The following is a 23,226-nucleotide window of genomic DNA, read 5'->3' on the forward strand; positions in this document are numbered from 1 at the left end:
TCTCTTGTATCCGAAGCGCTCAGCCTATTGCCCGCCACTGCTGTTTGACTACTCCCTTCATGTTGAATTGCTCCCTTCTTCTACTACTGCCCGCAGTCAGGGTCCGCGTGGTCGGACTCCTGCTGTTTCCAGGCGTCTGCACGCCGGGTTATGCGCAGATGGCGCCTGCTGCTGCTACCCTGCGCAAGTATGAAACCCCCGCCGACGCCACGACAAAGAAGCCCTGGTACCGGGGCAAGCTGGTGCGGGCGAGCATCGTGTCGGCCGTGCTGATTGGCTACGGCATCTTTACTCAGGATGGCGGCGGTTTTTATACCAACGAGCAGGCCAACCGCGACATCCACAAGCTGTTTCTCACCTACCGCACCAAGCTCGACGACTTCCTCATTTTTGCCCCCTACGCCGAGTTGGGCGTGGTGGCCCTGGCCGGCGTAGAATCGCGCGACGACCGGATAAATATGCTGCTTGTTATTGGCAAAGCGGAGCTGATTATGCTCACTGGCAGAGCGATGTGGTGGCCGGCGCGGGCTTCGGTATTTTCTCCGCTCACCTCGCCTACCTTACCCACCGCTACCGCTGGGGGCGCCAGCCCCGGCTGCCGGAGGGCATGAGCTGGTGCCTCTTTATTCTGGTGGTGCCACGGGGCTGTGCTTCACCTGGCAGCCCCGCTAACCGAGCGCAACGCAGCCCTTTCGTTTTTCAACGATGCTATCTCGGCAGTAGCACTGAGATAAACCAGCGGCCTTTTTTGCGCTCGCGCCCCAGATAGAACGCGTCTACTACCCTGATCCGCAGTCGCCGGCGCCAGCGGATCGGGAGTTGCTGGCCCGCTGGCGTGGCCGAGAAAACCGCAATGGGCAGGTGCTGCAAGGGCAGCGAATCGGTGGCCGGATTGTACTGGAATAAGCGCAGGCCTTAGTAGTCATCACCTGGCTGCACTTTAACCTCGTTTTAATGTGTGAGTTGGTAGTTAACGACCAGGAAAGAAAAATGTATATAGATTCTGGTCAGTGTAAACAAAAAAGCCCCCCATGCACGCATGGGGGGCTTTTTTGTTTATCTTGCTTAGCTATTTAGGAAGCGCCTGCTCACTTCTCAATTTCCTCTACGCGCAGCCCTTTAATTTCCCGCCGCAGCAGCACCACGTTGCGGGCGTACACCACGATGCCGGGTACGTTGCCCAGAATCAGGACATAGTCTACGGGGCGGCGCAGCACGGCGTAGGCCAGAATAAGAGCGGAGCCGATGAGGCTGACGAGCCAGAAACCCAGCGGCAGCACCGACTCGCCTTTGCGCTCGGAATATAGCCACTGGTACACGAAGCGCAGCAGAAAGATGGTTTGCCCCACGGCCCCGAGCGCCAATACGCCACCGGGAATTCGGTTTTCGAGCATGGTTTGCAAGCTGAAAAACGAGGTGCCGGCCACAAACCAGCCAATAGCGGCCGGCGGAAAAACGTAGGCGGCGGCGCGGAACAGGCCGTGGAGCTTCCGCCATTCGCCCAGCAATTGCAGGTTGCGGATATAGATGCCGTAGCTGATGAGCTGGGCCGCCAGAATAATGGGGTCGTGGCGCAGCATGCCGTACAGTATCATCAGGAACGACGATATCAGGCTGATCTGCCAGAACAGCACCGGCACCAGCACCCGCTTGGCCCGCTCGCTCTGAATCCACTGCAGAATAATGCGGCTCGAAAACAGCAGCTGCGCAAGTAGCCCAACTCCGTAAGCGACGACTTCGGTCTTCATGCTGCGGGCTAACCTTCGAGGGTGCGGCCCGCCTCGGCCGGCGGCTGGCGCTGCTCCTCCCCGATGGCGTAGTTCAGCCAGCGGCTCCGAATCCAGCGGAAGCCGAAGGTATCGACCAGGGGCTTCCAGGCGCGGTTCCAGAGGTTGTATTTGGCCGTGCCGGCAAAGCGCGGAAAGTGGCGCACGGGCAGTTGCTTCACTTTGCCCCCCTGCAGCTGCACCAGCGCCCCCAGAAACCGGTGCATGCCGTGAAACAGCGGCACGCGCCGGGCATACTCGATTTTGATAATTTTCAGCGGGCAGCCCGTATCCTGAATTCCGTCGTTGATAAGCGTGCGCCGCACCGTGTTGGCTACCTTCGACGAGAGTTTTTTGACCAGCGTATCCTGCCGCTTGGCCCGGATACCGTTCACCATGTCGTATTCGGGCAGAAACTCGAAGAAAGTCAGGAAGTCGAGCGGCGTTGTCTGGATGTCGCTGTCGATGTAGCCAATCAGGGTGCTGCGGCAGTGGTCGATGCCGGCTTTGATGGCCGTGCTCAGCCCACGGTTTTGGGCCAGACTAATAAACTCGTAGCGGCTGCCAGCGCGGCAGATATCGCGCAGCAAGGCCAGGGAGCCATCCGTGGACCCGTCGTTGACAAACAACACGGTCGTCGCGACGGGCGTTTGAGCCAGAAATTTATCCATCTCCACCACAAACTGCGGCAGGCTTTCTTCCTCGTTATAAACGGGAACAAGCACCGTGAGCAACTGGGTGGCGAGGTAAGCGGAGGGGGCAGCGGACATAGAAAAGCGAGGTAGCGGGGCGCAAGGTAAAAGGATTTAGCGCCAGCGGCTTAATTGGGGGCTATTTCCGCGCTAAAAAGCCCCCCCAGAATGCTTTTACATTTGATAACGACTGATTATTAATTGTTAGAAAAAAGCTGTTTACCAGGTTACTTCCAACTAAAGGCAAAGGAATTGGCGAGTGCTTGAATGCTGTCTTCTGAGAGGAAAGGATAAGTATTTTTCACGGCCACCTTTACTTTATCTGTTGCCGATTTATGCGTTTCCACAGACCAGTCTATCTCATAATTCACTGCGAAGTTGTAGACCTCTTTCACCAAATAAAAAGTACCCATACCATATGTGGATTTAATCGCCTCTTCTTTGTCCTGAGTTAGCCAGGAACCCAGCCGGGGAATAGCTGCATTTGCTTTTTCTTGAATAAGACTTTGCATAAACAGGGTAGCGGTTTGAGTTGATAGATACTAAAGATTATTTATATAAACTGTCATGCAGAGCGGTAGCGAAGCATCTCGCTCGCGGTAGTGGGATTACTACTCCTGCATCAGCACGCGAGATGCTTCGCTACCGCTCTGCATGACGTTCTACTTTCTCTAATTGAATAAGGCAAGCTCCTTACTCCCGCCGCACACCCGCCGAAATGGTGCTGTGCCGCTCGCGCAGTACGGCTACCACATCATCCAGCGTCAGGTTAGAAGCGGCCAGCAGCACCAGCAGATGGTACAGCAAATCGGCGGCTTCCCCTTTTAGTCCTTCAAAATTACCCCCCACGGCGTCAATCACCGTTTCTACGGCTTCTTCGCCTACTTTCTGGGCGATTTTGGGCATGCCTTTGCGAAACAGCGAGGCCGTGTACGACTTCGGGTCTTCGTCGGGGAAGTCGCGGCGGCGCTGCACCAGGCGCTCCAGCTCGGCCAGAAACCCGATGGGAGCGGCGGGAATAGCCGTTTGGTCGGGCTGCTCGAAGCAGCTGACGGTGCCCCGGTGGCAGGTGGGCCCATCGGGGCGGGCGCGGATGAGCAGCGCGTCGCCGTCGCAGTCGGGGTGCAGACTTACCACGGAGAGGAAATTGCCGGAGGTTTCGCCCTTGGTCCAGAGGCGGTTTTTGGAGCGCGAGAAAAAGGTAACGCGGCCTTCCTGCTGGGTTTTGGCCAGCGCTTCCTGGTTCACGTAGCCCAGCATCAGCACTTGCCCGGTGGCGGCATCTTGTACCACGGCCGGAATCAGGCCGTCGGGCATTTTATCGAAATCGAATTTCATCTCTGATTTATAATCGCACCGGAATCCCATCCTGGCGCAAGTGTTCTTTTAGCTCCCGAATGCCGATTTCACCAAAGTGAAAGATGCTGGCGGCTAGTCCAGCATCGGCATGGGCATTTTGGAATACTTCCGTGAAGTGCTGCTTGCTGCCGGCCCCACCCGAAGCCACCACGGGCACGGATACGGCGCGGCTTACGGCGCCGGTGATATCCAGCGCAAAGCCGTCCTTGGTGCCGTCGTTGCTCATGCTGGTGAGCAGTATTTCGCCCGCGCCACGGTCGGCGGCTTCCCGGCACCACTGCACGGCATCGCGTCCGGTGTTGTGGGTACCGGCGCGGGTGTATATCTGCCAGCCTTCGGGCGCGTGAAAGCGGGCGTCGGCGGCCACCACGATGCACTGGGAGCCGAAGCGGCGCGCCAGCTCGTCAATCAGCTCGGGGCGGTGCAGGGCCGCGGAGTTGATGCTGACTTTATCCGCGCCATTCATGAGTAAGGCTTCCACGTCGGCCACGGTGCCGATGCCGCCGCCTACGGTGAAGGGAATATCCAGCTCGCGGGCCACGTCGCGCACCAGCGCTATTAGGGTGGCGCGCTTCTGGTTGGTGGCCGTAATGTCGAGAAACACCAGTTCGTCGGCACCCTCGCGGGCGTAGCGGGAGGCCAGGGCCACGGGGTCGCCCGCGTCACGCAGGCCCTCGAAGCGGACGCCCTTCACGGTGCGGCCATCTTTCACGTCGAGGCAAGGAATAATGCGTTTGGTAAGCATTGGGGGCTTTTTTGATTCCTAAACTAGCTTACAGCTGAGCGTGCAATTGCTCCAGCGTGATGGTGCCTTCGTAGAGCGCCTTACCGATAATAGCACCGTGCATACCGATACTGGCCAGCGCGTCCACGTCCTGCAAGGTCGTTACGCCGCCGCTGGCCACGAGCTGGGCCTGGGGGTATTGCTGGCGCAGCTCCTGATACATGGGCAGCGAGGGGCCTTGCAGCTTGCCATCCTTGCTTACATCGGTACAGATGAAGGTAGTAGCGCCAGCCTCCAGGTATTCCCCGATAAACGCGCTCAGCGTCCACTCCGACTGGTCGGCCCAGGCGTTGATGGCAATGTGATTGTGGCGAAAATCGGCCCCCACAATGATTTTATCGGCCCCGAACGTGGTCAGCCAGTGCTGCACCACGCCCGGCTCGCGCACGGCAATGCTGCCGGCCGTAATCTGCGCCGCGCCCGCATCAAAGGCCTGGCGCACCGATTGTTCGCTTTGCAGCCCGCCGCCAAAATCGATATGGAGTTGGGTGTGGCGGGCAATCTTCTCCAGCACCGGCAGATTGACCGGATGCCGGGCCCGCGCCCCATCCAGATCTACCAGATGCAGCCGACGCACGCCCTGCTGCTCAAAGCGCTGCGCTACGGCCAGCGGATCGGCATCGTAGGTGGTTTGCTGGGCAAAGTCGCCTTCCGTAAGGCGGACACATTGCCCGTTAATGAGGTCGATGGCGGGGATGATATTCATAGGCTCAATAGTAAGCAGCTGCTTGTGTGGAGTTGTGGTTGGAAGCGCGTATAGCGCGAACCGAAGGACAGCGCAGCTACGGTTCGCGCTACAATCGTGCAACGATTCGCCAAGCTGGAGCTTAGCGTTACAGTTGCAGGAAGTTCTCCAGAATACGCGTACCTACCGGGCCGCTTTTTTCGGTGTGAAACTGTACCGCGTAGAAATTCTTGTGCTGCACGGCCGCACTAAAAGGCGCTGGGTACTCGGCCTCGGCAATGGTGTAGTCACCCACCGGAGCATAGTAGCTATGCACGAAATATACATAGTCCTCCGCGCCGAGTCCGGCAAACAACGGCGAGCGCAGCCGCTGTAAGGTGTTCCAGCCCATATGCGGAACTTTATACTCCGGCAACTTTGGGAAGCGCTTTACCTCGAAGGGTAATATACCAAGCAAGGTGGCGTCGTTCTCTTCGCTGTGCGTACCCAATAGCTGCATGCCCAAACATACCCCCAGAAAAGGCTGAGTAAGAGTCGGCAGTAGTACATCCAACCCTTGCGCTCGCAGCTCGCGCATAGCGGAGGCTGCTTCGCCTTCTCCAGGGAAGATTATCTTATCGGCCCGCCGTATCACTTCAGGGTCGGCGGTGAGGGTGGGCTGGCACCCTAAGCGCTCAAGCGCAAAGAGAACTGACTGCACGTTTCCACCCTTATAATCAATGACTGCTATTTCCATTTGAGTATTTTAAATTTATTACTCATTTGTTCAAGACCCTGAGTAACCAGCAAGTAACACAGATGCAGGAAGCAACTTTCTGTGAAGCTCACAGAACCATGAGTGAGAGACGCGTAGTCGCGTCCAATAGTTGCTGAGGTTGTTTAATTAGCGCATTGCCAGTCGTTCAACGACTAGACGCGACTACGCGTCTCTACTGGACTATGCTGGCTTGAGCGACATTATCCAAATGTTTATACAAATGGATAAACCTACAAAACACCCTTTGTACTTGGAATTTCCATTTTAGCCGCATCGCGCACCAGTGCCATCTTCATTGCTTTGGCTACGGCCTTAAAAATGGATTCGATTTTATGATGTTCGTTGTCGCCGGCGCACTGAATATTGAGGTTGCAGCGGGCACCATCGGAGAAGCTTTTGAAGAAGTGGTAAAACATCTCAGTTGGCATATCCCCTACCCATTCGCGTTTAAACTCAGCCTCCCAAACCAGCCATGGACGGCCCGAAAAGTCTATAGCGGCTTGTGCTAACGCGTCGTCCATGGGGAGTAAAAAACCGTAGCGGGCGAGGCCGCGCTTGTCGCCGAGGGCCTGGGCAAAGGCTTCGCCGAGGGCCAGCGCGGTATCTTCGATAGTGTGGTGCTCGTCGATGTGCAGGTCGCCTTGTACTTCAATTTTCATGTCCACGCCCGAGTGCTTGCTGAGCTGATCGAGCATGTGATCAAAAAAGCCCAGGCCGGTGTGCATACTAGGGCGGCCCTGCCCGTCGAGGTTTAGCTCGACGCGAATTTTGGTTTCGTTCGTGTCGCGCTGCACGAGCGCCGTGCGGGCGGGCAAACGGAGGAAGCGGTAGATGTCGTCCCAGCTTTGGGTAGTGAGGGCCGCGCGCTCATCAGCTTCTTCTCGGAGCAGGATTGACTGGCACCCCAGGTTTTGCGCCAGCTCTACATCGGTGAGCCGGTCGCCGATGACGAAAGAGTTGGCTAAGTCATAACCGCTATCCGGTCCGAGATACTGACCCAGCATGCCGACGCCAGGTTTGCGGGTAAGCAGATTTTCGTGGGGGAAGCTGCGGTCGACGTGCTCGCGGGCAAACTCCACCCCTTCTCCCCGCAGAATATCGAGCATGAGATTGTGCGCGGGCCAAAATGTTTCCTCGGGAAAACTGGCGGTACCGAGCCCATCCTGGTTACTGACCAGCACCAGCTCGTAGTCCAGCTCGCGGGCAATGCGGGTCAGGTTGCTGATCGAGCCGGGCAGAAACTGAAACTTCTCCAGCGAGTCAATTTGAAAATCCGTTGGCGGCTCGATGAGGATGGTGCCGTCGCGGTCGATAAAGAGTACTTTTTTCATGAAATAGAATGTAACGTCAAGCGCTGCGTCGTTTATCGTGCGATGTAGCGCGAAGCTTCTGCTTCGCGTATCGTTAACGAACGAGGAGCGCCGGAGCATTTTAAACAACGATTGCAACGAAACGCGAAGCAGAAGCTTCGCGCTACTATTTAAATTCCCGCAGCGCCGTCAGCAGCTGCTCGTTTTCGGCGGGCGTACCCACGGTCAGGCGGAGCGTGCCGGCGCAGCCGGGCTGAGTAGTGCGGTTGCGCACGACAATGCCGCGCCCAAGCAAGAAGTCATACACGGCGGTAGCATCGGGCTTGAAGCGCACCAGCAGGAAATTAGCATCGGAAGGAAATACCTCCGCCACAATGTCCAGGGCCGGCAGGCGCTCGGACAGCCACTGTCGACCCACCAGCAAATCATTGCGCAGGTTATCAAAATGCCCCCCAGCCGCCAACGCCGCCAGCGCGTGCTGCTGCGTAGCTTCCGATATATTATAAGGAGGCTTGATTTTATTCAGGTAGCCAATGATTTCCGCAGAGGCGAAGGCCATACCCAGGCGCAGACCGGCCAGACCCCAGGCCTTGGAGAAGGTCTGCAAAATCACCAGGTTCGGAAATTCGGCTAAGCGCGTAGTCCAGCTGGGTGCGGAGGCGAAGTCGGCGTAGGCTTCGTCTACAACCACCAGCCCGCGAAAGTCGCGCAGGATTTTCTCGATGGCGTCGGCGTGGAGCAGGTTGCCGGTCGGGTTATTGGGCGAACAAACGAAGACCAGCTTCGCATCGGAGGCGATAACGCCGGCCACGATTTCGGCGGAAAGCTGAAAATCGGCGGTCAGCGGCAAGCGCTGAATGACGACATCATTCAGGTTAGCGGCCACCTCGTACATGCCGTAGGTGGGGGGCAAAATCAGGATGCTATCCTGGCCCGGCACGCAGGTGAGGCGCACGAGCAGGTCGATGGCTTCGTCGGAGCCGTTGCCGAGGAAAATTTGCCCCCCAGCCACGTTCTTAATTTTGGCCAGCTCCGCTTTCACCGCCCGCTGCTGCGGATCGGGGTAGCGGTTGAAGGTGGCGGGTCCGGCGCTGCCCAGGCTGTTTTCGTTGGCGTCGAGCATCACCTGCGCGTCGCCCTGAAACTCGTCACGCGCCGAGGAGTAGGGTTTCATCGCCCGGATGTTGGGGCGAACGATGCTTTCTAAATCCATGATTACTGATTTACGCTGATTATTGATCTTAAAAAGGCAGTCATGCTGAGCTTTGTCGAAGCATCTCCACTGGTTACTAATCTCAATATTGTTATGCCAAAGCGGTAGAGATGCTTCGACAAGCTCAGCATGACCGCCTTTTTCCAATGATCTACCACTCAGACGTGAGCACGCGAGATGCTTCGCGTTGCTCTGCAAGACCGCCTTTTTATTAATGTTCGTTGCTCAAACTCTCCAGCCGCAACGTGACCGCGCGGGCGTGGGCGTGGAGTCCTTCGGCTTCGGCCATGGTTTCTACTATTGGTCCCACGTTGCGCAGGCCTTCGGTGGTGAGGCGCTGGAAGGTGATTTTTTTCAGGAAGGAATCGAGGGAAACGCCGCTGTAGTTGCGGGCATAGCCGTTGGTGGGCAGGGTGTGGTTGGTGCCGGAAGCATAGTCGCCGGCGGCTTCGGGTGTGAGGTGGCCCAAAAATACCGAGCCGGCGCTGGTGACGCCCGCACTATATAGTTCGGCGTCCTCCACGGCCAGAATCAAGTGCTCGGGCGCGTATTGATTGGAGAAATACAGCATTTCTTCGGGCGTGCGCAGTAAAATAGCGCGGCTTTCCTGCAAGGCCAGGGCCGCTACTTCGCGCCGGGGCAGCGTGGCCAGCTGCCGTTCTACTTCCTCCATAACGGCCACTAATACTGTGTCGGAGGTAGTAAGCAGCAACACCTGGGAATCGGGGCCGTGTTCGGCCTGGCTAAGCAGATCGGCGGCGACGAAAGCTGGATTTGCGGTTGAATCCGCGATTACCAGTACTTCCGATGGGCCGGCGGGCATATCGATGGCCACGCCGTAGCGGGTAGCCAATTGCTTGGCGGCCGTGACGTAGCGGTTGCCGGGACCAAAGATTTTGTCGACGCCCGGCACGCTTTCCGTTCCACCGGACAAGGCAGCAATTGCCTGCGCACCTCCCGCTTTGATAATGGTGGTAATGCCTAAGAGCTGCGCCGTGAACAGGATAATGGGGTTCACGGAGCCATCCTGAGTAGGCGGCGTGCACAGCACAATGTCGGGGCATTCGGCCAGGCGGGCAGGTACTCCCAGCATTAATAAGGTGCTGAACAGCGGCGCCGAACCACCAGGAATGTATAAGCCCACCCGCTGCACTGGCACTGCCCGGCGCCAGCATTCTACACCCGGCATGGTTTCGATGCGCTCTTCCACCGGGCGCTGGAGGGTGTGAAACGTAACCAGATTAGCGTGCGCCTGCCGAATAGCAGCTTGAAGCGCGACCGGCACCTGGGCCGCGGCAGCAGCAAATTCTTCGGGCCGGACGCGCAAATCGGTGAGCGTGGCACCATCGAAACGGGCACCGTACTCGCGCAGGGCCTCGTCGCCGCGCTGGCGCACGTCCTCAAAAATCAGACGCACGCGTTCTTCCAGTTCGCGGGCCTCGCCGGCGGCGGCGCGCTGCTGCAAAGCCGGCCACTCGGCCATATCAGGATAGCGGATGAGTTGCATACGGTGAGATAGTAAGTGGTGAGATAGTGAGTAGTGAGATAGTGAGATAGTGAGATAGTGAGTAGTGAGATAGTGAGTTTGTCGTTCTGGCTGTTACAGTGCCTATAATGGTCGGCGCCGCTAGAACAGCAAACTCACTATCTCACTATCTCACTATCTCACCTTTAGGAAATCATTTTTTCAATGGGCAGCACCAGGATGCCTTCGGCGCCGACGGCTTTGAGCTGACCGGTGATGTGCCAGAAGTCATCCTCGTTTACCACCGATTGCACCGATACCCAGCCTTCTTCAGCCAGGGGCGTAACCGTGGGCGACTTGATGCCGGGCAGCAACGCGTGCACAGCCTCCAAAGCGCTCTGGGGGGCATTTAGGATAATGTACTTGTTACGGCGGGCCCGGCGCACGGCCTGCATCCGAAAGCGCAGCTGGTCCAGAATCTCCTGCTTTTCGGCCGACAGATTTCGGTTAGCAATCAGCACCGCTTCAGAGCGAAATACCGTTTCTACTTCGCGCAGACCATTGCCGAGCAGCGTTGAGCCCGAGGAAACAATGTCGCAGATGGCGTCGGCGAGGCCGATGCTGGGCGCAATTTCCACCGAGCCGCTAATAGTGTGCAATTGCGCTTTCACGCCCTCGCTGGCCAGGTAGCGACCCAGAATCTCGGGGTACGAGGTGGCGATATTCAGGCCCTGCAAGTCGGCCACCGACGAGTAATTTGCCCCCGGGGCACGGCCAAGGAGAGGCGGCACTTGCTGAAGCCCAGGGCTTCCACTTCCAGGTCAGGATAGCCGGCTTCGACCAACACATTTTGGCCCACGATGCCCAGGTCGGCCACGCCGTCCTGCACGTAGCCGGGAATGTCGTCGTCGCGCAGAAACAGAATTTCGAGGGGGAAATTGGTGGCTTCGGTCTTGAGCTTGTAGGTGCTGCTGACGAAGGAAATACCGCACTCACGGATCAGATTCAGGGAATCTTCACTTAGGCGGCCCGACTTCTGGATGGCCAGACGAATCATGGGGAAAGGAGTAAGGGAAATAGGATAGTACGAATGACCTGGGGCCTTGCTTCGTACTTTTCTAGACAGAACCGTAAAAATGGGCAAATGGCTGAAGAGCGGTCGAAAATTGGTCAGAAAAGGCCAACACGAGCGGGGCTGCCTTTGTGGGGCGGCCGGGGAGCCAACTGCGGCTCACCCCATGGGGACGATATGCTTGTATGATTCCTCTAGAAAGAGGAATGGTGCCCGTGGTGATGATGGTGCGGCGCGCCTACGCCGGCAACGGCCCCTGAAAGCAGGGCTGCCGAAGGGCTCAGGTAAAAAAACAGGCGCGAGGCGACGGGCATAAAGGCAGATTGCGGGGCAAAAGTACACGTAGATACGAGGGCCCCAAATTTTTCGGCTAAAAAGTTTCGGGCATGCGGCCCAAGCTACATGATAATCAGCCAGCAATAGTTTGGCACTATTCTTACGGAAAGATCAAACCATTCCTTTTTTCGCCCTATTTTACCACCCCATCGCACCTAGCCGTCATGTTCTCCCTGCTTGCCCGCTCCTTTCCGCTTGTCACCGGTTGCATCTGTTGTTTATTGCTCAACCTGACTACGCCCACCCTGGCCCAGCAACCCATGGGTGACGCCCCGGAATTGCCTTTGCCTCAGGCTAGTCCGCACGCGGCTGTACTCCAGACCATTGGCCTTACGGATGTGACAGTGGACTACCACACGCCCGGTGTGAAGGGCCGCGCGATATGGGGTAACCTGGTGCCCTGGAACAAGGTATGGCGGGCCGGAGCCAATGAAAACACGCTACTTACCTTCTCTGAGCCCGTGAAAGTAAATGGGCGCGCCGTGCCCGCTGGCCAGTACTCGTTCTACGTGCTGCCCCAGGACAACCAGGATTGGCAGCTCATTTTCAACCGCGTCACCACGCACTGGGGCAGTGAGGGCTATGATGAGCGCGATGATCTGCTGCGCGTGCCGGCCTCTGCTGAAGCGGCGCCCTTCCACGAAACCCTGCTGTATTGGTTTTCTGAGGTGAAGCCTACCACGGCCCGCCTCAACCTGACCTGGGAAAAGCGCACGGTCAGCATGACCATTGAAACGGAAGTGCACGAGCAGGCCCTACGTGGCATTCAGAAAACCCTCGCTGCCAATCCCGGCAACTGGCAGCTCTTGGCGCAGGCCGCCGACTACATGGTCATCAATAACCTTCAGGGCGAACTAGCCTTACGTTACATCAACGAGTCGATTCGCCTGAAGGATATATACACCAATAATTGGATAAAAGCGCGGTTGCTGGCCTCCAAGCAGGATTATGGTACGGCCATCGTGTATGCCCGCAAAGCCATTAAAATGGGCGACAAAAATGACGACACCTTCAAAGCCCAGCTCCCGAGCATGCGCGTTGCCCTCACGGATTGGCAGGCGAAGGCGTATTAACTTTCCGAAAGAAGAAACTAAACGCGCTGGGGGGCAAAATTCCGGAATTTTGCCCCCCAGACCGTCTTTTGTCCTTCGAATTCGATAACGATGTCCGCTGTGTCGCCCTCGCCCCTGTTAACCTTGCTGGAAACCATGCAGCCTCTATCGGCGGAGCTGCGGGCGGAACTGGAGCGCCTGATGCGGCGGGAGCAGTTGCCGCGCCATACCCACCTGTTGCAGCCGGGACAGGTGGCGCACCGCCTGTATTTTGTGGAGCAGGGCGTGGGGCGCGGGTTTTATTTGAAAGATGGTCGGGAAGTGTCGTCGTGGTTTATGAAGGAGAATGACTTTATCATTTCCATTGTCAGCTTCTTTACCCAAACGCCCTCGCTTGAGTACGTGGAGCTACTGGAAGATGCCACGCTCTGGTCGTTGAGCTACGCTCAGCTGCAGCACCTGTATCAGCAGTTTCCGGAGTTTAATTGGATTGGCCGGGTACTTACCGAGAACTATTACGTGCTCAGTGAGCGGCGCACGCTCAATCTGCGCCTGCAATCGGCCCCGGCCCGCTACGAGCAGCTGCTGGCCGACTTTCCAGCTATTTTTCAGCGCGTGCCGCTCAAATACATTGCCTCTCACCTCGGCCTGACGCCCGAAACGCTAAGCCGCCTGCGCGCCCGGCGGTAAATTTGCCCCCCACGACCGCTGTAGAGACGCGACACTTCGCGTCTGGTCGTTGCTGCCCTTGTTATAAGGAGGAGTAGCACCGGGTATTCAACGAGGAGACGCGAAGTGTCGCGTCTCTACAGTATGTAAAAAGCCGCCCGCCGAACTTGATCTGCATCAATTTCGCCCTCCCGCCAAGCCGCCACCTTTGGGTCAATCATTCACTTAATCCCAAAGGCCATGCAACTGCCCCTTTTCCTGTGCTGCGTCAGCTTCCCTAGCTTTTCCTGGAGCAACCCGCCGATTCTACTCATTATCTTTCTCGTATTCGTGGGCTGCTTTCTGCTGGAGCGCTTGGTGCCGGGCTGGAAATTGCCCGCCGTCCCCACCTGGACGCGGCGCGTGCTGGCGCTGAATTTTCTGCAGCTGCTGGTGGTGTTGCTGGCGGGCGCGAGTTGGGAAAAATGGTTTTCGGCCTACTCCATATTTCACTTGTCCGAGCATGTCAGCCCGGTGGTGGGCGGGTTGGTGGCTTACTTTGTGGCCACGTTTATCTTTTACTGGTGGCACCGCTGGCGCCACACCGTGGACTTTCTGTGGCAGCATTTTCACCAGATTCACCACAGCCCCCAGCGCCTGGAAGTCATTACCTCCTTCTACAAGCACCCGCTGGAAATGACGGCCAACTCCCTGCTCGGCGGCCTGCTGATTTACACGCTGCTGGGCTTGTCGCCGGTGGCGGGGGGCATTTATACGCTTTGCACGGCGCTCGGCGAGTTTTTCTACCACACCAACGTGCGCACCCCGCAGTGGATCGGCTACATTTTTCAGCGCCCCGAAATGCACCGCATCCACCACGAGTACCAGAAGCACGCCCACAACTACGGCGACATTGTGTGGTGGGACATGCTCTTCGGCACCTACCGCAACCCCCGCGAGTTCCGCGCCACCTGCGGCTTCGACGCCGACAAGGAAGAGCAGCTCCTGCCGATGCTCGGGTTTCGGGACGTGCACAAGGAGGAAGCGAAGAGTTGACGCATACAAATTTCAACTTGGTGCTTTACTCGTATACAAACAGGCTGGGGGGCAAAATGCACTGCATTTCGCCCCCCAGCCTGTTTACTCCCCATTCTTTATACTCGCCGACTTTCGACCAACCCTAGTCACTCGCCATTTTGTAAAGTAGATTTAAAAGGGATTAGTCTATAGCCTACCGTGACGGAATACATAATCATCTTGTCCGTACGATTAGTGGCAAAACCGTCGTATAAGTAGTGCGCGGCGACGGTGTAGGTCCAGGGCTTCTGAGCCGAGCCAAAGATGGCGGCCACATCGGCGGTATTCGTTTCTACCCGGATGTTTTGGTTGATAGGCCCATTATTCAGGTAAAATCGTTTGCCTGTATGGACAATACCCCATCCGATAGCCAGTGCGGTAGGTTTATACCAACGGAGATTTTGGTAGTATAATCGCTTGGTTAGCCAAAGCTGCTGATCAAGAATAAATTCTTTTTTGTCCACGCGCTTGATCTGCAAACCATCGGGGCTTCGCTCCAAAACACTATAGGCATACCCATATCGAAGGAAGGGCGTATAACTGATGGCTAAATCGCGGCCTAATTCTACTTTGGGGCCAATACCAATAGTTTGGAAATTTCGCTCATAGTCATAGGGAATATAAACACTAGTTCGAATACCTCTAAAATTAAAAAACTCATGACTGTGCTTCGCACCCGTACGCTAGGGGATATAGTCAGGGAAATTTAGCACTTTGTGCTAAACAGGCCGGGTATGATAGAAGTACCATTAGTACAACCAGAGACCAATGAGTGGAGCCAGCATGCTGACCCCACCCACTAACCGAATGCTTATCCTTATCAATGATTTGTTTTTTCATCAACCGTTATTAATAAAACCAGTATTGAATTTGAGTTGTGATGGGATAATGGCGTTGATAGTTAAAAGATGTTGATTCAAATGGGAATGAAGTTGTCTGTTCTGAATAGTAGCCGTCAGCACTACTATTAGATGCTTTAGTAGGATCTGTTGTTACTATTTCTTCGTGAAACGGAACGTCTGAAGAGCGGTATTCGATAAATACATACACGGAGGTAGTAGTGCTTCCAGTACTTAAATACCACTCCTTGCTACGCATCGCACTAGGCCAGGCATCTGCTTCATAGATGAGGTAAGGGGCCGTATCACCTTTCGTATCTACGGGGCCATGATAGCCTGGGGTAGGATACCAATAGGGGTTCCAATAGCTAACAATTGCAAAATCAACTGTTTTCCATTGTTGATTGGACACTTCGTTGCGTGTCCAATCAGCTACCGGGGTATTACCGGGCCCGTCGTAACCACCTATCTGACCATTAGGCCCTACACGTGAGACATCCGGCATATTATTTGGCGGATTATATGGGTTTAAACCTCCGGGCGCGCGCCACACTACCGCACCAACACAGGCTACTTCACTGGCACCGCCGGCCCAATCCTCTCGGTGGGATTTAAGGGACATCATGCCAATTTTTGCCTCTACAGGCGTGCCCATTGTTTTAATTTGTTTCCCTTTATTTGGCATAGCGCTTGGAACCACATTAACACTTTCATCTATACTAGGCCGCAATTTTTCTGAAAGGCCGATAATCATAATTTCATGCGTAGCTGCGGTTTCTTCCGTAGCCATGAACGCTTTAACGGGAACACCAGCATTATTCACCCGAAATGTCTGGTACGTAGTTACCCCCGGTTCTCCGGCATAGGTGAAAAAAACCGGACTGGAACTATCCTCTTTACGGCCTACTTTATCGGCCTTTTTCAACATCGCGTAGTTAGGAATATAAATTTGAGGCTGCCAAGTATTGCCATCAATACCTTTAAAAGCCAGCAAAGCATTGGTGACCGTTTCCTTTACACCAGCGGCGCTAAGGGCACGGTTCATCTCATCTTCCAGATTGATACCCTGCGCCGCTGCTTTTTCGATTAAGGTCTTAAATAACACGTTTTCCAGACCCGGTTTGCAAGCATTGAACTCGCCATACATAAGACTGCGAATTCGTTCGTCCTTTTGTAACAACGCCAGTGCTTTGCCGAGCACCGCCAAATGCTTGTGCGTGTAAGCCACTTGGTCAGCGTAGGATGCTTTGCTAATTGCGGCAGTGTCAGGTAAAGCTTCAGAGTGAATAAGTTGCTCCTTCTCACAGGAAGTCAGACCACAAAGCATTCCGACTAGCACGGCGGAAAGCCCGGTTCGTAAATATTGTTTCATAAGGTTTTATGATTTGGTTAATTGAATAGCCAAACCTACCTACCTACCTACGCACAAGGAAGTTCTTTCTAAAATTGTGACATTAAGAATAATCTATATTATGTATTATTCTATAATCGGTCAATCGGAGCTTAATATCCCTCAAAACCGCGCAATCACCCGCAGATTCACTACGCGCTGGGACAGGTAATTGGGCACTGAGTACGTGTCGCCGTTCACGTCCTGCAGGTAGCTGTAGCCGCCCACGTTGTTAGCGGCCAGCACGTTCAGGATTTCCAGGCCCAGCCACAGGCTCTCCAGCTGCCCCACGCGGCGCGGCGTATTAGTGTCATTGCGTAGGGTGAGCACTTTGGAAACGCCTAAATCGACGCGCTTATAGGAGCGGCTGAGCTTGGTAGTACCCCGCTCCTCCGGCAGGTTGGGCGGGCTAAAGGGCAGGCCGGAACCAAACACGAGATTCACGTAGCCTTTCACCGAAGGGTTGTTAGGCAAATGATCCTGGAAGAAAATACCCACATTCAGGCGCTGGTCGGTAGGGCGGCGGATGTAGCCTTTCTCTTCGCGGCCAATCTCGGTGCCGTCGGCGTCGCGCAGGGTGATGAAGTCGTCGTCGAGGTTTTCGCGGGTGGTGAGTAGGCCCAGGCTAAACCACGATTCCGTGCCGGGGACAAACTCCCCAGCCACGCGGGCGTCGAAGCCGGCGGCGTAGGCGGTGGCGTTGTTGCGGGCAAAGTAGCGCAGGCGCACATTGTCGAGGTCGTAAGGCACGACGTCGGTGAGGTACTTGAAGTACATTTCCCCGGTGAAGCGAAACGGGCGGCCCCACTGCTCAAACTTCAGATCCTGGCCGGCAATAAAGTGCAGGGAGCGCTGGGCCCGCAGCTCCGGATTCAGCAGGCCCTGCTGATTGCGCAGCTCCCGGTAAAACGGCGGCTGGTAGTACACGCCCGCCGCCACTTTGAACGACAAATCCGGGTTGCGGCGGGTAATAAATGAGTACTGCACCCGCGGACTCACCACCAATTGCTTATTCACGCTCCAATAATGGGCCCGCACGCCATACGTGAGCGTGCGCAAAGAATCGAAGGTGATGGTGTGCTGGGCGTAGCCCTGGTACCGCTCACTTTGCAGCACCAAATCGGTGCGCAGGCGGGTCATGCGGCTTTCGGGCACAAAGCCCGCCGAATCGACGAAGCCGTACTCGTTGAGGATATCTTCGATGTGTTCGCGGCCGACTTTTGCCCCCCAGCGTATTGCGTGGCGGCTGGTGGGCGTCCAGGTGCCGCGGGCTTCGAGGGTGGCCAGGCGGGCGGTGAGGTAGTTGCGGGAGTTGTCGAAGCGCGAGCCCAGGTCGCGGATACGGACGGGCCGGTTGAAGTCGGGCGAGTTGGGATCGACATTGATGTCGGCGAAGCGGTAGCTGGCTTCCACATCTCGGAACTCGAACTCCCGCGAAATTAGCCCCCAGCCAGCAGCTCACCCGTAAAATTGGGCGTGAAGGCGTGGCGCAGATTCAAACCGCCTTGGTAGGTGTCGTACTGCATCCGCTCACGGCCATCGTAGGCGATGAAAAGGCGGGTAAACTGGTTGGTGGCGGTGCTGAACGTGCTCTGGCCGGTTTCGGGCGTGAAGCGGTAATCGTTGTGGGCGAAGGAAGTCAGCAGACCCAAGCTCGTGCGCGTCGGCTCCGATTTGCCCCCCAGCGCGGCGTTGATGTACAATTGCCCATCGTAAAACGTCGGGTTGTAGCCACCCTGCGCCTGTTGCAGGGAGCGCAGCACGTACTGGGCATTTTTGTAACGAATGCCGGCCAGGTAGCTCACCCGCTTGTTGGGCGACGTGGCTTCCACGTGGGCCGTGCCGCCCACCAGACTAGCCGTGGCCGACGCCCCAAACCGGGCGGGCGTTTTGTACTCTACATCCAGCACCGAGGAGAGCTTATCACCAAACTTAGGCTGCCAACCCCCGTCGAAAAGGCCACCTGGCTCACCAGATCAGGGTTGATAAAGCTGAGTCCTTCCTGCTGGGCGGCCGTGACCAGAAACGGCCGGTACACCTCAATGCCGTTCACGTACACCAGATTTTCTTCGTAGTTGCCGCCCCGCACCGAGTAGGTGCTGGTCAGTTCATTATTGGCCACCACGCCGGGCAGCGTGGTCAGGATTTTGTTGAAATCGCCGAAAGCCGAAGGCAATTCCTTGGCCGCCCGCGGGTTGATGCGCGTGAGGCTGACTTGCTCACGGGTATCGGTTCTCTCGTTGCGGCCGCGCACTGTTACGTTGCCCAGAGCGCGGGCATCAGCGACCAGCATAAGCTGCTGGGGGGCATTTTTGGCTAAATCGAGCGTGGTGCGCAGGGGCTTGTAGCCCAGGCGCCGGGCCATGAGCACCAGGGCCGGCGCGCCGGGCGCGGGCGGCGTTACGCGCAGCGAAAATTGCCCCCCAGTGTCGGTAGTGGTGCCGCCGGGCTGGCCTTCTACGCCGATATCTACCAGCTCCAGCGGCTGCCCGTCCGCGTCGCGGACGCTGCCGCTGATCAGGATGCGGGTGGCTGTTTGTTGAGCCACCGCGCCCACCCCGACCAATACCAGCAGCAAGGTTAGCAGCAGGAAGCTGAGCTTATTTTTCAGGCTTGTAAGCAATTGCATTAGGCGTCCTGGCTTTCCTCCGATTCACCGTCCAGAATCCTCCCGCTTTCACTTAAGTGAGCCCGCAACTCCGCCAGCGTCGCCACGGGGTCGGGCGAGCCGAACACGAAGTTGCCGGCCACCAGCACATCGGCCCCGGCTTCCACCAACGCGGCGGCATTGTCGCGGCTTACGCCCCCGTCAATCTCAATCAGGGCCGACGAGCCACTATCCACGAGCAGTTCCTTCAGGGCGGCCACTTTGCGCAACGTATTGGGAATGAAGGCCTGCCCGCCAAAGCCGGGATTCACCGACATCACGCATACCAGGTCCAGATCGGCCGCAATATCTTCCAGCAGCCACACGGGCGTGTGCGGGTTCAGCGCCACACCCGCCCGGCAACCTAAGGCTTTGATTTGCTGAATCACGCGGTGCAAGTGCGGGCAAGCCTCGTAGTGTACCGTGATGTTGGTAGCGCCCGCGTCGCGCACGGCACTGAGGTAATTCTGGGGATCTTCAATCATCAAATGCACATCCAGCGGCTGCTTGGCATGCCGACCAATGGCCTGCAACACGGGTATCCCAAACGAGATATTGGGCACAAAACGGCCATCCATGATGTCGCAGTGCAGCCAGTCGGCGGCGCTACCGGCGAGGCGCTCGATTTCAAATTGCAGGTTGGCAAAATCGGCGGCGAGCAGCGAAGGAGCCAATAACGGGGCCAGGCGGCGGGTAGAAGTCATACCGCGAAGGTAAGCGTTTGGAGCAACGATTACCTCACCCCTCGGCCCCCTCTCCAAAGGGAGAGGGAGCCTGACGATTCTTCCTCTGCATCAGCCCGCGCGATGCTTCATCGCCGCGCTCCACCAGCATGGTGTTGTACACCTCGCGCGGAATGCTCTGCATGACGTTCCATGCTACTCCTGATTCTCTGCTTTAATGCGTGGGTCGAAGGCAAACTCCTCGCGCTGGATGATGCGGATGCGGGCGAAATCGGGGTGGCGGGCGTGCAGAATGTAGTTGTACTCGCTGGCAATAATGGAAGACGGCACCCGCAGCACGGGTGCCGTTTTTCGTTCATACCAAGCGTTGCCCAAGGGCTGGCAGAGGGCGTAGCTGCGGGTTTTGTGCCAGTTGGGGGGCAGATCTTTCAGCGTAATAGTCTCCACGGCTAAATCCTCCGGAAGTTGAATGACAATCACCTTGAAGCGCTGATTCAGCCCTTCTCCACCCCGATGCACCACGTTTTCCAGGCAGGCCAGAGCCCGGCTGCTGGCCGTGTAAATCACGAAATGGCCTTTGGAATTCCAGCGCCCGCGGTTGCCGGAGGCAAATAGATCCTGGGCGTACTCCGCCAGGCAAATACGGTATACTTCCACCCTGCCGCGCGTTTAAGCCAGGTCGCCGTAGGCAATGCGGTCCAGCTCTTCCAGCACCAGATCAATGCCGCCGCTGGTTTCCAGTAGTGTGAGCGGTACTTGGTCATCGAGGCCGTAGGAAGGCTTTTCGAGCCAGCGCACGAAGGCGTCCCCATCACCAAATACCTGCTGCCCGCGCAGGTGCAGCGCCAGCAGCTTCAGGGTTTGCTCGCTGTGCGCGGGGTTCAGGTTTTTCTGCTCCTGCCGGTAGGTACGCAAGGTTTTGCTCGTGATGTTAAGAATATCAGCCAGCTGCTCGGGGTGCAGGTGCAGCAGGCCGGCCACCGCAATAGCCGTAGCAGCCGAAATGCCCTGCCGCGCCGCCATTACCAATGAGAAGGAATCTTTCACCACCGTCTTGAGCGCCGTCAGCTCCGAGCCGGCGACCGGGCGACCAGCGACTCCGCCTGCTTTGCGAGTTGTTGCTATCGTGCTCATGGTGGAAGTGGTTATTGGCGTTATTCCAAAGTTAGGAATATTTTCCCTTAAACTCGGAAAGTTTTCCTTTTGTTCGATAATGTTGTTGATTGAGTAAAAGCCTGCACCAAATCATCCTAATACGAACCTCTATCAAACAGAACGTCATGCTGAGCGGAGTCGAAGCATCTCTACTGGTTACTAATCAATAGCATTGCAACGAAGCGGCAGAGATGCTTCGACAGGCTCAGCATGACCGCCTTTCTTAGTGCAACGACCGCACGCGAGATGCTTCGCTCCCGCTCTGCATGACATTCGAATTAAGATAAGGCATTAAAAAACGTAGCTCGAAGTGAATACTTCGAGCTACGTTCAAACTATAATGTGTAAAACCTCAGCCTTACTTCTCCCCTTTTTCCAGGGTTGCCAGTCCAATTCGCTATTCTCGCGGCGGCGCAGGAATACGGTCTGGTCGTCTTTTTGGGTTTTGCCAAAGGTCACGTCGCCGCGGCAGTCGAGGCATTTGACGGAGGTGTACTTGAACTTGTCCTGGGCGATGCGGGAGGTCAGATCGAGGTTGTCGGAGCCGCAGAGGCCGCAGGCGGGCACATCAGCGAAGCTCAGGCGGTCGTATTCGGATACTACGTCGTGGAAGTTTCCGCCCTGAACGGTAAAGTGAAACTGCCGGCGCCCAATGCGCTTGGTAATCATGAGTTGAAGCACAGCGAAAACGTTGGAGAGTGAAGGCTAATGGATGTTTTGCTGCAATTAAGCGGATTTAGCCGGGAGGCGGGCCACGCTGAACTTCCGCTCTTACATAAACGCCCGGCAGCACCGGGCGTTTTTCGTTTGCGGTCAGCGCCAGCAGGATATGTTGGGCCCAATCGAAATTGTGTAAGAAAGTACAGCAATTATGTTCAAACAGATCTTTTATGGGGTCGTACACACGGATTCATGCCAACGGGCAGCCTACGCAAGGCCAGCCCATGCAATCATACTATGTCAACTAAAACTAAACCTGTTCTGGCCGCGGGGCTGGCGCTACTACTCACGGCGTGCTCAGCCGGCCACACCACCACTGAGCCCCGCAAGGAAGTCAGCTACATTCGCGGGCCGTACAACGCCGCGTTTTTCCGCCGGCACGGGCCCTCGGAGGCGTTTTCGGCGGGCTTCCACTTTCACCACGGCCGCGAACACGACGTGCTGCTGCAAACCAAGCTGGCCGACCGCGAGAAGGTGGACGCCGACTTCGACGCCCAGGTGTTTGACTTTGTGAAAAACAAAAAATCGAAGGTGGGCCCTTCGATGGAACTGTACGGGCCCTACACGGCGCGGGTGATGTGGCGGCTGTTTCGCACCATCGACTGGACCCACCAGCACCACGAGCAGACCTACGACATCATGGCCAGCCAGCGCGTGGCCTGGGACAAGAAAAAGGAGTGGACCGACCGCGCCGTGAAGCTGTATCTGGCCCGCAACCAGGACGTGGCCCGCTCGGTGGCCCCGCTCGACATCACCATGCGCCGGGCGGCCTGCATGATGAAGCCCTACTTCACCTACTACCGCAATTTCTACCCCAAGTCTAACTCCCAGGCCTGGGTGGCGCACTGGTGGCACCCGGCCATCTACGAGGCCCAGATGCTGAGCGGCAACGCCGACGGCGGGCAGGAGGCCGCACTGAAAACCGTAAACGACCTCATGTTCAATGAGGTGTATAAGAACCGGCCCCAGCGCATGCTGCTCAGTCGCGAGCTGATGCCGCGCTACTCGCGCATGTCGCCCGAGTCGGCCAACATCTTCGATAACCTGCACATGCTGCACGGCCTGGCCTACGACATCCTCAGCTACGAGGGCTGGACCGAGCAGCAGCAGCGCGACGAGCTCTACCGCGTCATCGACGCCATGAGCTACCAGCCCGGCGACGAGCAGTACGTGCGCAAGTTCGACCTGCCCTACCCCGACGTGGACCCGCGCCTGTACCCCGCCTGGATGGCCGGCCCGGAAGGCGCGATGTCGAAAATCATGATGGAAATGATGATGGAGATGATGCCGATGATGATGCCCGACATGGCCCCCGACATGAAGGAGAAGATGATGGCGCAGTTCCAGATGAAGATGCGCCCCGGCATGGAGCCCGGCGAAATCGAAGGCTCGCTGCACGACGCCATGATGAAGATGATGCCCGGCATGAAGATGATGCCCGGCGCGCTGGAACCCGGCAAAACGCCCAAAATGATGCGCGAGGCCATGCTCAAGGGCTGGCAGGAAAAGCACGGCGCAATGCCCGACGTGCCGCCGCTCGACATGAGCCAGGAGCCCACGCTGGCCCGCTAGTGCC

General features: G+C 56.9%; 24 protein-coding genes and 1 pseudogene. 5 read left to right on the forward strand and 20 right to left on the reverse strand.

Going from position 1 to position 23,226, the window contains the following annotated elements:
* Nucleotides 1–107: 107 nt before the first annotated feature.
* Complete coding sequence (locus tag MKZ35_RS19470) at nucleotides 108–611, forward strand: hypothetical protein (protein WP_482514909.1); 504 nt, start codon at nucleotides 108–110, stop codon at nucleotides 609–611.
* Between the two features lie 477 nt (nucleotides 612–1,088).
* On the opposite strand, the gene MKZ35_RS19475 is transcribed toward MKZ35_RS19470, so the two are convergent.
* The 11 genes and pseudogenes from MKZ35_RS19475 to hisG form a co-directional block, all read right to left on the reverse strand.
* Nucleotides 1,089–1,748: a lipid-A-disaccharide synthase N-terminal domain-containing protein gene (locus MKZ35_RS19475; protein ID WP_482514910.1), complete on the reverse strand. Its 660-nt coding sequence runs from the start codon at nucleotides 1,746–1,748 to the stop codon at nucleotides 1,089–1,091.
* A gap of 8 nt (nucleotides 1,749–1,756) precedes the next feature.
* Nucleotides 1,757–2,536, reverse strand: coding sequence for a glycosyltransferase (locus tag MKZ35_RS19480; protein ID WP_482514911.1), 780 nt, complete (start codon nucleotides 2,534–2,536; stop codon nucleotides 1,757–1,759).
* Nucleotides 2,537–2,685: 149 nt separating this feature from the next.
* Nucleotides 2,686–2,970 (reverse strand): hypothetical protein, encoded by a 285-nt coding sequence (locus MKZ35_RS19485; protein WP_482514912.1) that lies wholly within the window; start codon nucleotides 2,968–2,970, stop codon nucleotides 2,686–2,688.
* A gap of 181 nt (nucleotides 2,971–3,151) precedes the next feature.
* Nucleotides 3,152–3,796: a bifunctional phosphoribosyl-AMP cyclohydrolase/phosphoribosyl-ATP diphosphatase HisIE gene (gene hisIE / locus MKZ35_RS19490; RefSeq protein WP_482514913.1), complete on the reverse strand. Its 645-nt coding sequence runs from the start codon at nucleotides 3,794–3,796 to the stop codon at nucleotides 3,152–3,154.
* 7 nt (nucleotides 3,797–3,803) lie between these two features.
* Entirely contained in the window at nucleotides 3,804–4,562 is a 759-nt protein-coding gene (gene hisF, locus MKZ35_RS19495) for an imidazole glycerol phosphate synthase subunit HisF (RefSeq protein WP_482514914.1), read from the reverse strand.
* 28 nt (nucleotides 4,563–4,590) lie between these two features.
* The gene (gene hisA, locus MKZ35_RS19500) at nucleotides 4,591–5,307 is read right to left on the reverse strand and encodes a 1-(5-phosphoribosyl)-5-[(5-phosphoribosylamino)methylideneamino]imidazole-4-carboxamide isomerase (RefSeq protein ID WP_482514915.1); all 717 of its coding nucleotides are present in this window, start codon (nucleotides 5,305–5,307) and stop codon (nucleotides 4,591–4,593) included.
* A gap of 127 nt (nucleotides 5,308–5,434) precedes the next feature.
* Nucleotides 5,435–6,022, reverse strand: a complete 588-nt coding sequence (gene hisH / locus MKZ35_RS19505) for an imidazole glycerol phosphate synthase subunit HisH (RefSeq protein WP_482514916.1) — start codon at nucleotides 6,020–6,022, stop codon at nucleotides 5,435–5,437.
* Between the two features lie 251 nt (nucleotides 6,023–6,273).
* A complete protein-coding gene (hisB, locus tag MKZ35_RS19510; protein ID WP_482514917.1) occupies nucleotides 6,274–7,374 on the reverse strand; it encodes a bifunctional histidinol-phosphatase/imidazoleglycerol-phosphate dehydratase HisB in 1,101 nt (366 codons plus the stop codon).
* Between the two features lie 145 nt (nucleotides 7,375–7,519).
* Entirely contained in the window at nucleotides 7,520–8,566 is a 1,047-nt protein-coding gene (gene hisC / locus MKZ35_RS19515) for a histidinol-phosphate transaminase (RefSeq protein WP_482514918.1), read from the reverse strand.
* A 211-nt stretch (nucleotides 8,567–8,777) separates the two neighbouring features.
* On the reverse strand, nucleotides 8,778–10,073 hold the full coding sequence (gene hisD, locus MKZ35_RS19520) for a histidinol dehydrogenase (protein WP_482514919.1): 1,296 nt from the start codon (nucleotides 10,071–10,073) through the stop codon (nucleotides 8,778–8,780).
* Nucleotides 10,074–10,237: 164 nt separating this feature from the next.
* A pseudogene (gene hisG / locus MKZ35_RS19525) lies at nucleotides 10,238–11,088 on the reverse strand (ATP phosphoribosyltransferase).
* Between the two features lie 515 nt (nucleotides 11,089–11,603).
* Here hisG and MKZ35_RS19530 point away from each other — a divergent pair.
* From MKZ35_RS19530 to MKZ35_RS19540, 3 genes are all read left to right on the forward strand, one after another.
* Complete coding sequence (locus MKZ35_RS19530) at nucleotides 11,604–12,512, forward strand: DUF2911 domain-containing protein (RefSeq protein ID WP_482514920.1); 909 nt, start codon at nucleotides 11,604–11,606, stop codon at nucleotides 12,510–12,512.
* A gap of 99 nt (nucleotides 12,513–12,611) precedes the next feature.
* Complete coding sequence (locus MKZ35_RS19535) at nucleotides 12,612–13,181, forward strand: Crp/Fnr family transcriptional regulator (protein ID WP_482514921.1); 570 nt, start codon at nucleotides 12,612–12,614, stop codon at nucleotides 13,179–13,181.
* Nucleotides 13,182–13,463: 282 nt separating this feature from the next.
* Nucleotides 13,464–14,195: a sterol desaturase family protein gene (locus tag MKZ35_RS19540; RefSeq protein WP_482515222.1), complete on the forward strand. Its 732-nt coding sequence runs from the start codon at nucleotides 13,464–13,466 to the stop codon at nucleotides 14,193–14,195.
* A gap of 128 nt (nucleotides 14,196–14,323) precedes the next feature.
* On the opposite strand, the gene MKZ35_RS19545 is transcribed toward MKZ35_RS19540, so the two are convergent.
* From MKZ35_RS19545 to MKZ35_RS19585, 9 genes are all read right to left on the reverse strand, one after another.
* On the reverse strand, nucleotides 14,324–14,716 hold the full coding sequence (locus MKZ35_RS19545; protein WP_482514922.1) for a hypothetical protein: 393 nt from the start codon (nucleotides 14,714–14,716) through the stop codon (nucleotides 14,324–14,326).
* Between the two features lie 349 nt (nucleotides 14,717–15,065).
* Complete coding sequence (locus MKZ35_RS19550; protein WP_482514923.1) at nucleotides 15,066–16,427, reverse strand: hypothetical protein; 1,362 nt, start codon at nucleotides 16,425–16,427, stop codon at nucleotides 15,066–15,068.
* A 141-nt stretch (nucleotides 16,428–16,568) separates the two neighbouring features.
* Nucleotides 16,569–17,858: a TonB-dependent receptor gene (locus MKZ35_RS19555; protein WP_482514924.1), complete on the reverse strand. Its 1,290-nt coding sequence runs from the start codon at nucleotides 17,856–17,858 to the stop codon at nucleotides 16,569–16,571.
* A 26-nt stretch (nucleotides 17,859–17,884) separates the two neighbouring features.
* On the reverse strand, nucleotides 17,885–18,355 hold the full coding sequence (locus MKZ35_RS19560) for a hypothetical protein (RefSeq protein WP_482514925.1): 471 nt from the start codon (nucleotides 18,353–18,355) through the stop codon (nucleotides 17,885–17,887).
* Nucleotides 18,343–19,074 (reverse strand): carboxypeptidase-like regulatory domain-containing protein, encoded by a 732-nt coding sequence (locus MKZ35_RS19565; RefSeq protein ID WP_482514926.1) that lies wholly within the window; start codon nucleotides 19,072–19,074, stop codon nucleotides 18,343–18,345. Before MKZ35_RS19565 ends, MKZ35_RS19560 begins: the two co-directional genes overlap by 13 nt.
* Nucleotides 19,074–19,796, reverse strand: coding sequence for a ribulose-phosphate 3-epimerase (rpe, locus tag MKZ35_RS19570; RefSeq protein ID WP_482514927.1), 723 nt, complete (start codon nucleotides 19,794–19,796; stop codon nucleotides 19,074–19,076). The genes MKZ35_RS19565 and rpe overlap by 1 nt, the downstream gene beginning before the upstream one ends.
* A 174-nt stretch (nucleotides 19,797–19,970) precedes the next feature.
* A complete protein-coding gene (locus MKZ35_RS19575) occupies nucleotides 19,971–20,432 on the reverse strand; it encodes an RES family NAD+ phosphorylase (protein WP_482514928.1) in 462 nt (153 codons plus the stop codon).
* 12 nt (nucleotides 20,433–20,444) lie between these two features.
* A complete protein-coding gene (gene parS / locus MKZ35_RS19580) occupies nucleotides 20,445–20,909 on the reverse strand; it encodes a type II RES/Xre toxin-antitoxin system antitoxin (protein ID WP_482514929.1) in 465 nt (154 codons plus the stop codon).
* 351 nt (nucleotides 20,910–21,260) lie between these two features.
* Nucleotides 21,261–21,599 (reverse strand): hypothetical protein, encoded by a 339-nt coding sequence (locus MKZ35_RS19585; protein ID WP_482514930.1) that lies wholly within the window; start codon nucleotides 21,597–21,599, stop codon nucleotides 21,261–21,263.
* A 288-nt stretch (nucleotides 21,600–21,887) separates the two neighbouring features.
* Between MKZ35_RS19585 and MKZ35_RS19590 the strand changes: the two genes are divergently transcribed.
* A complete protein-coding gene (locus MKZ35_RS19590; RefSeq protein WP_482514931.1) occupies nucleotides 21,888–23,222 on the forward strand; it encodes a hypothetical protein in 1,335 nt (444 codons plus the stop codon).
* Nucleotides 23,223–23,226 lie beyond the last annotated feature (4 nt).

It is taken from the genome of Hymenobacter sp. R533113 (assembly GCF_056835965.1).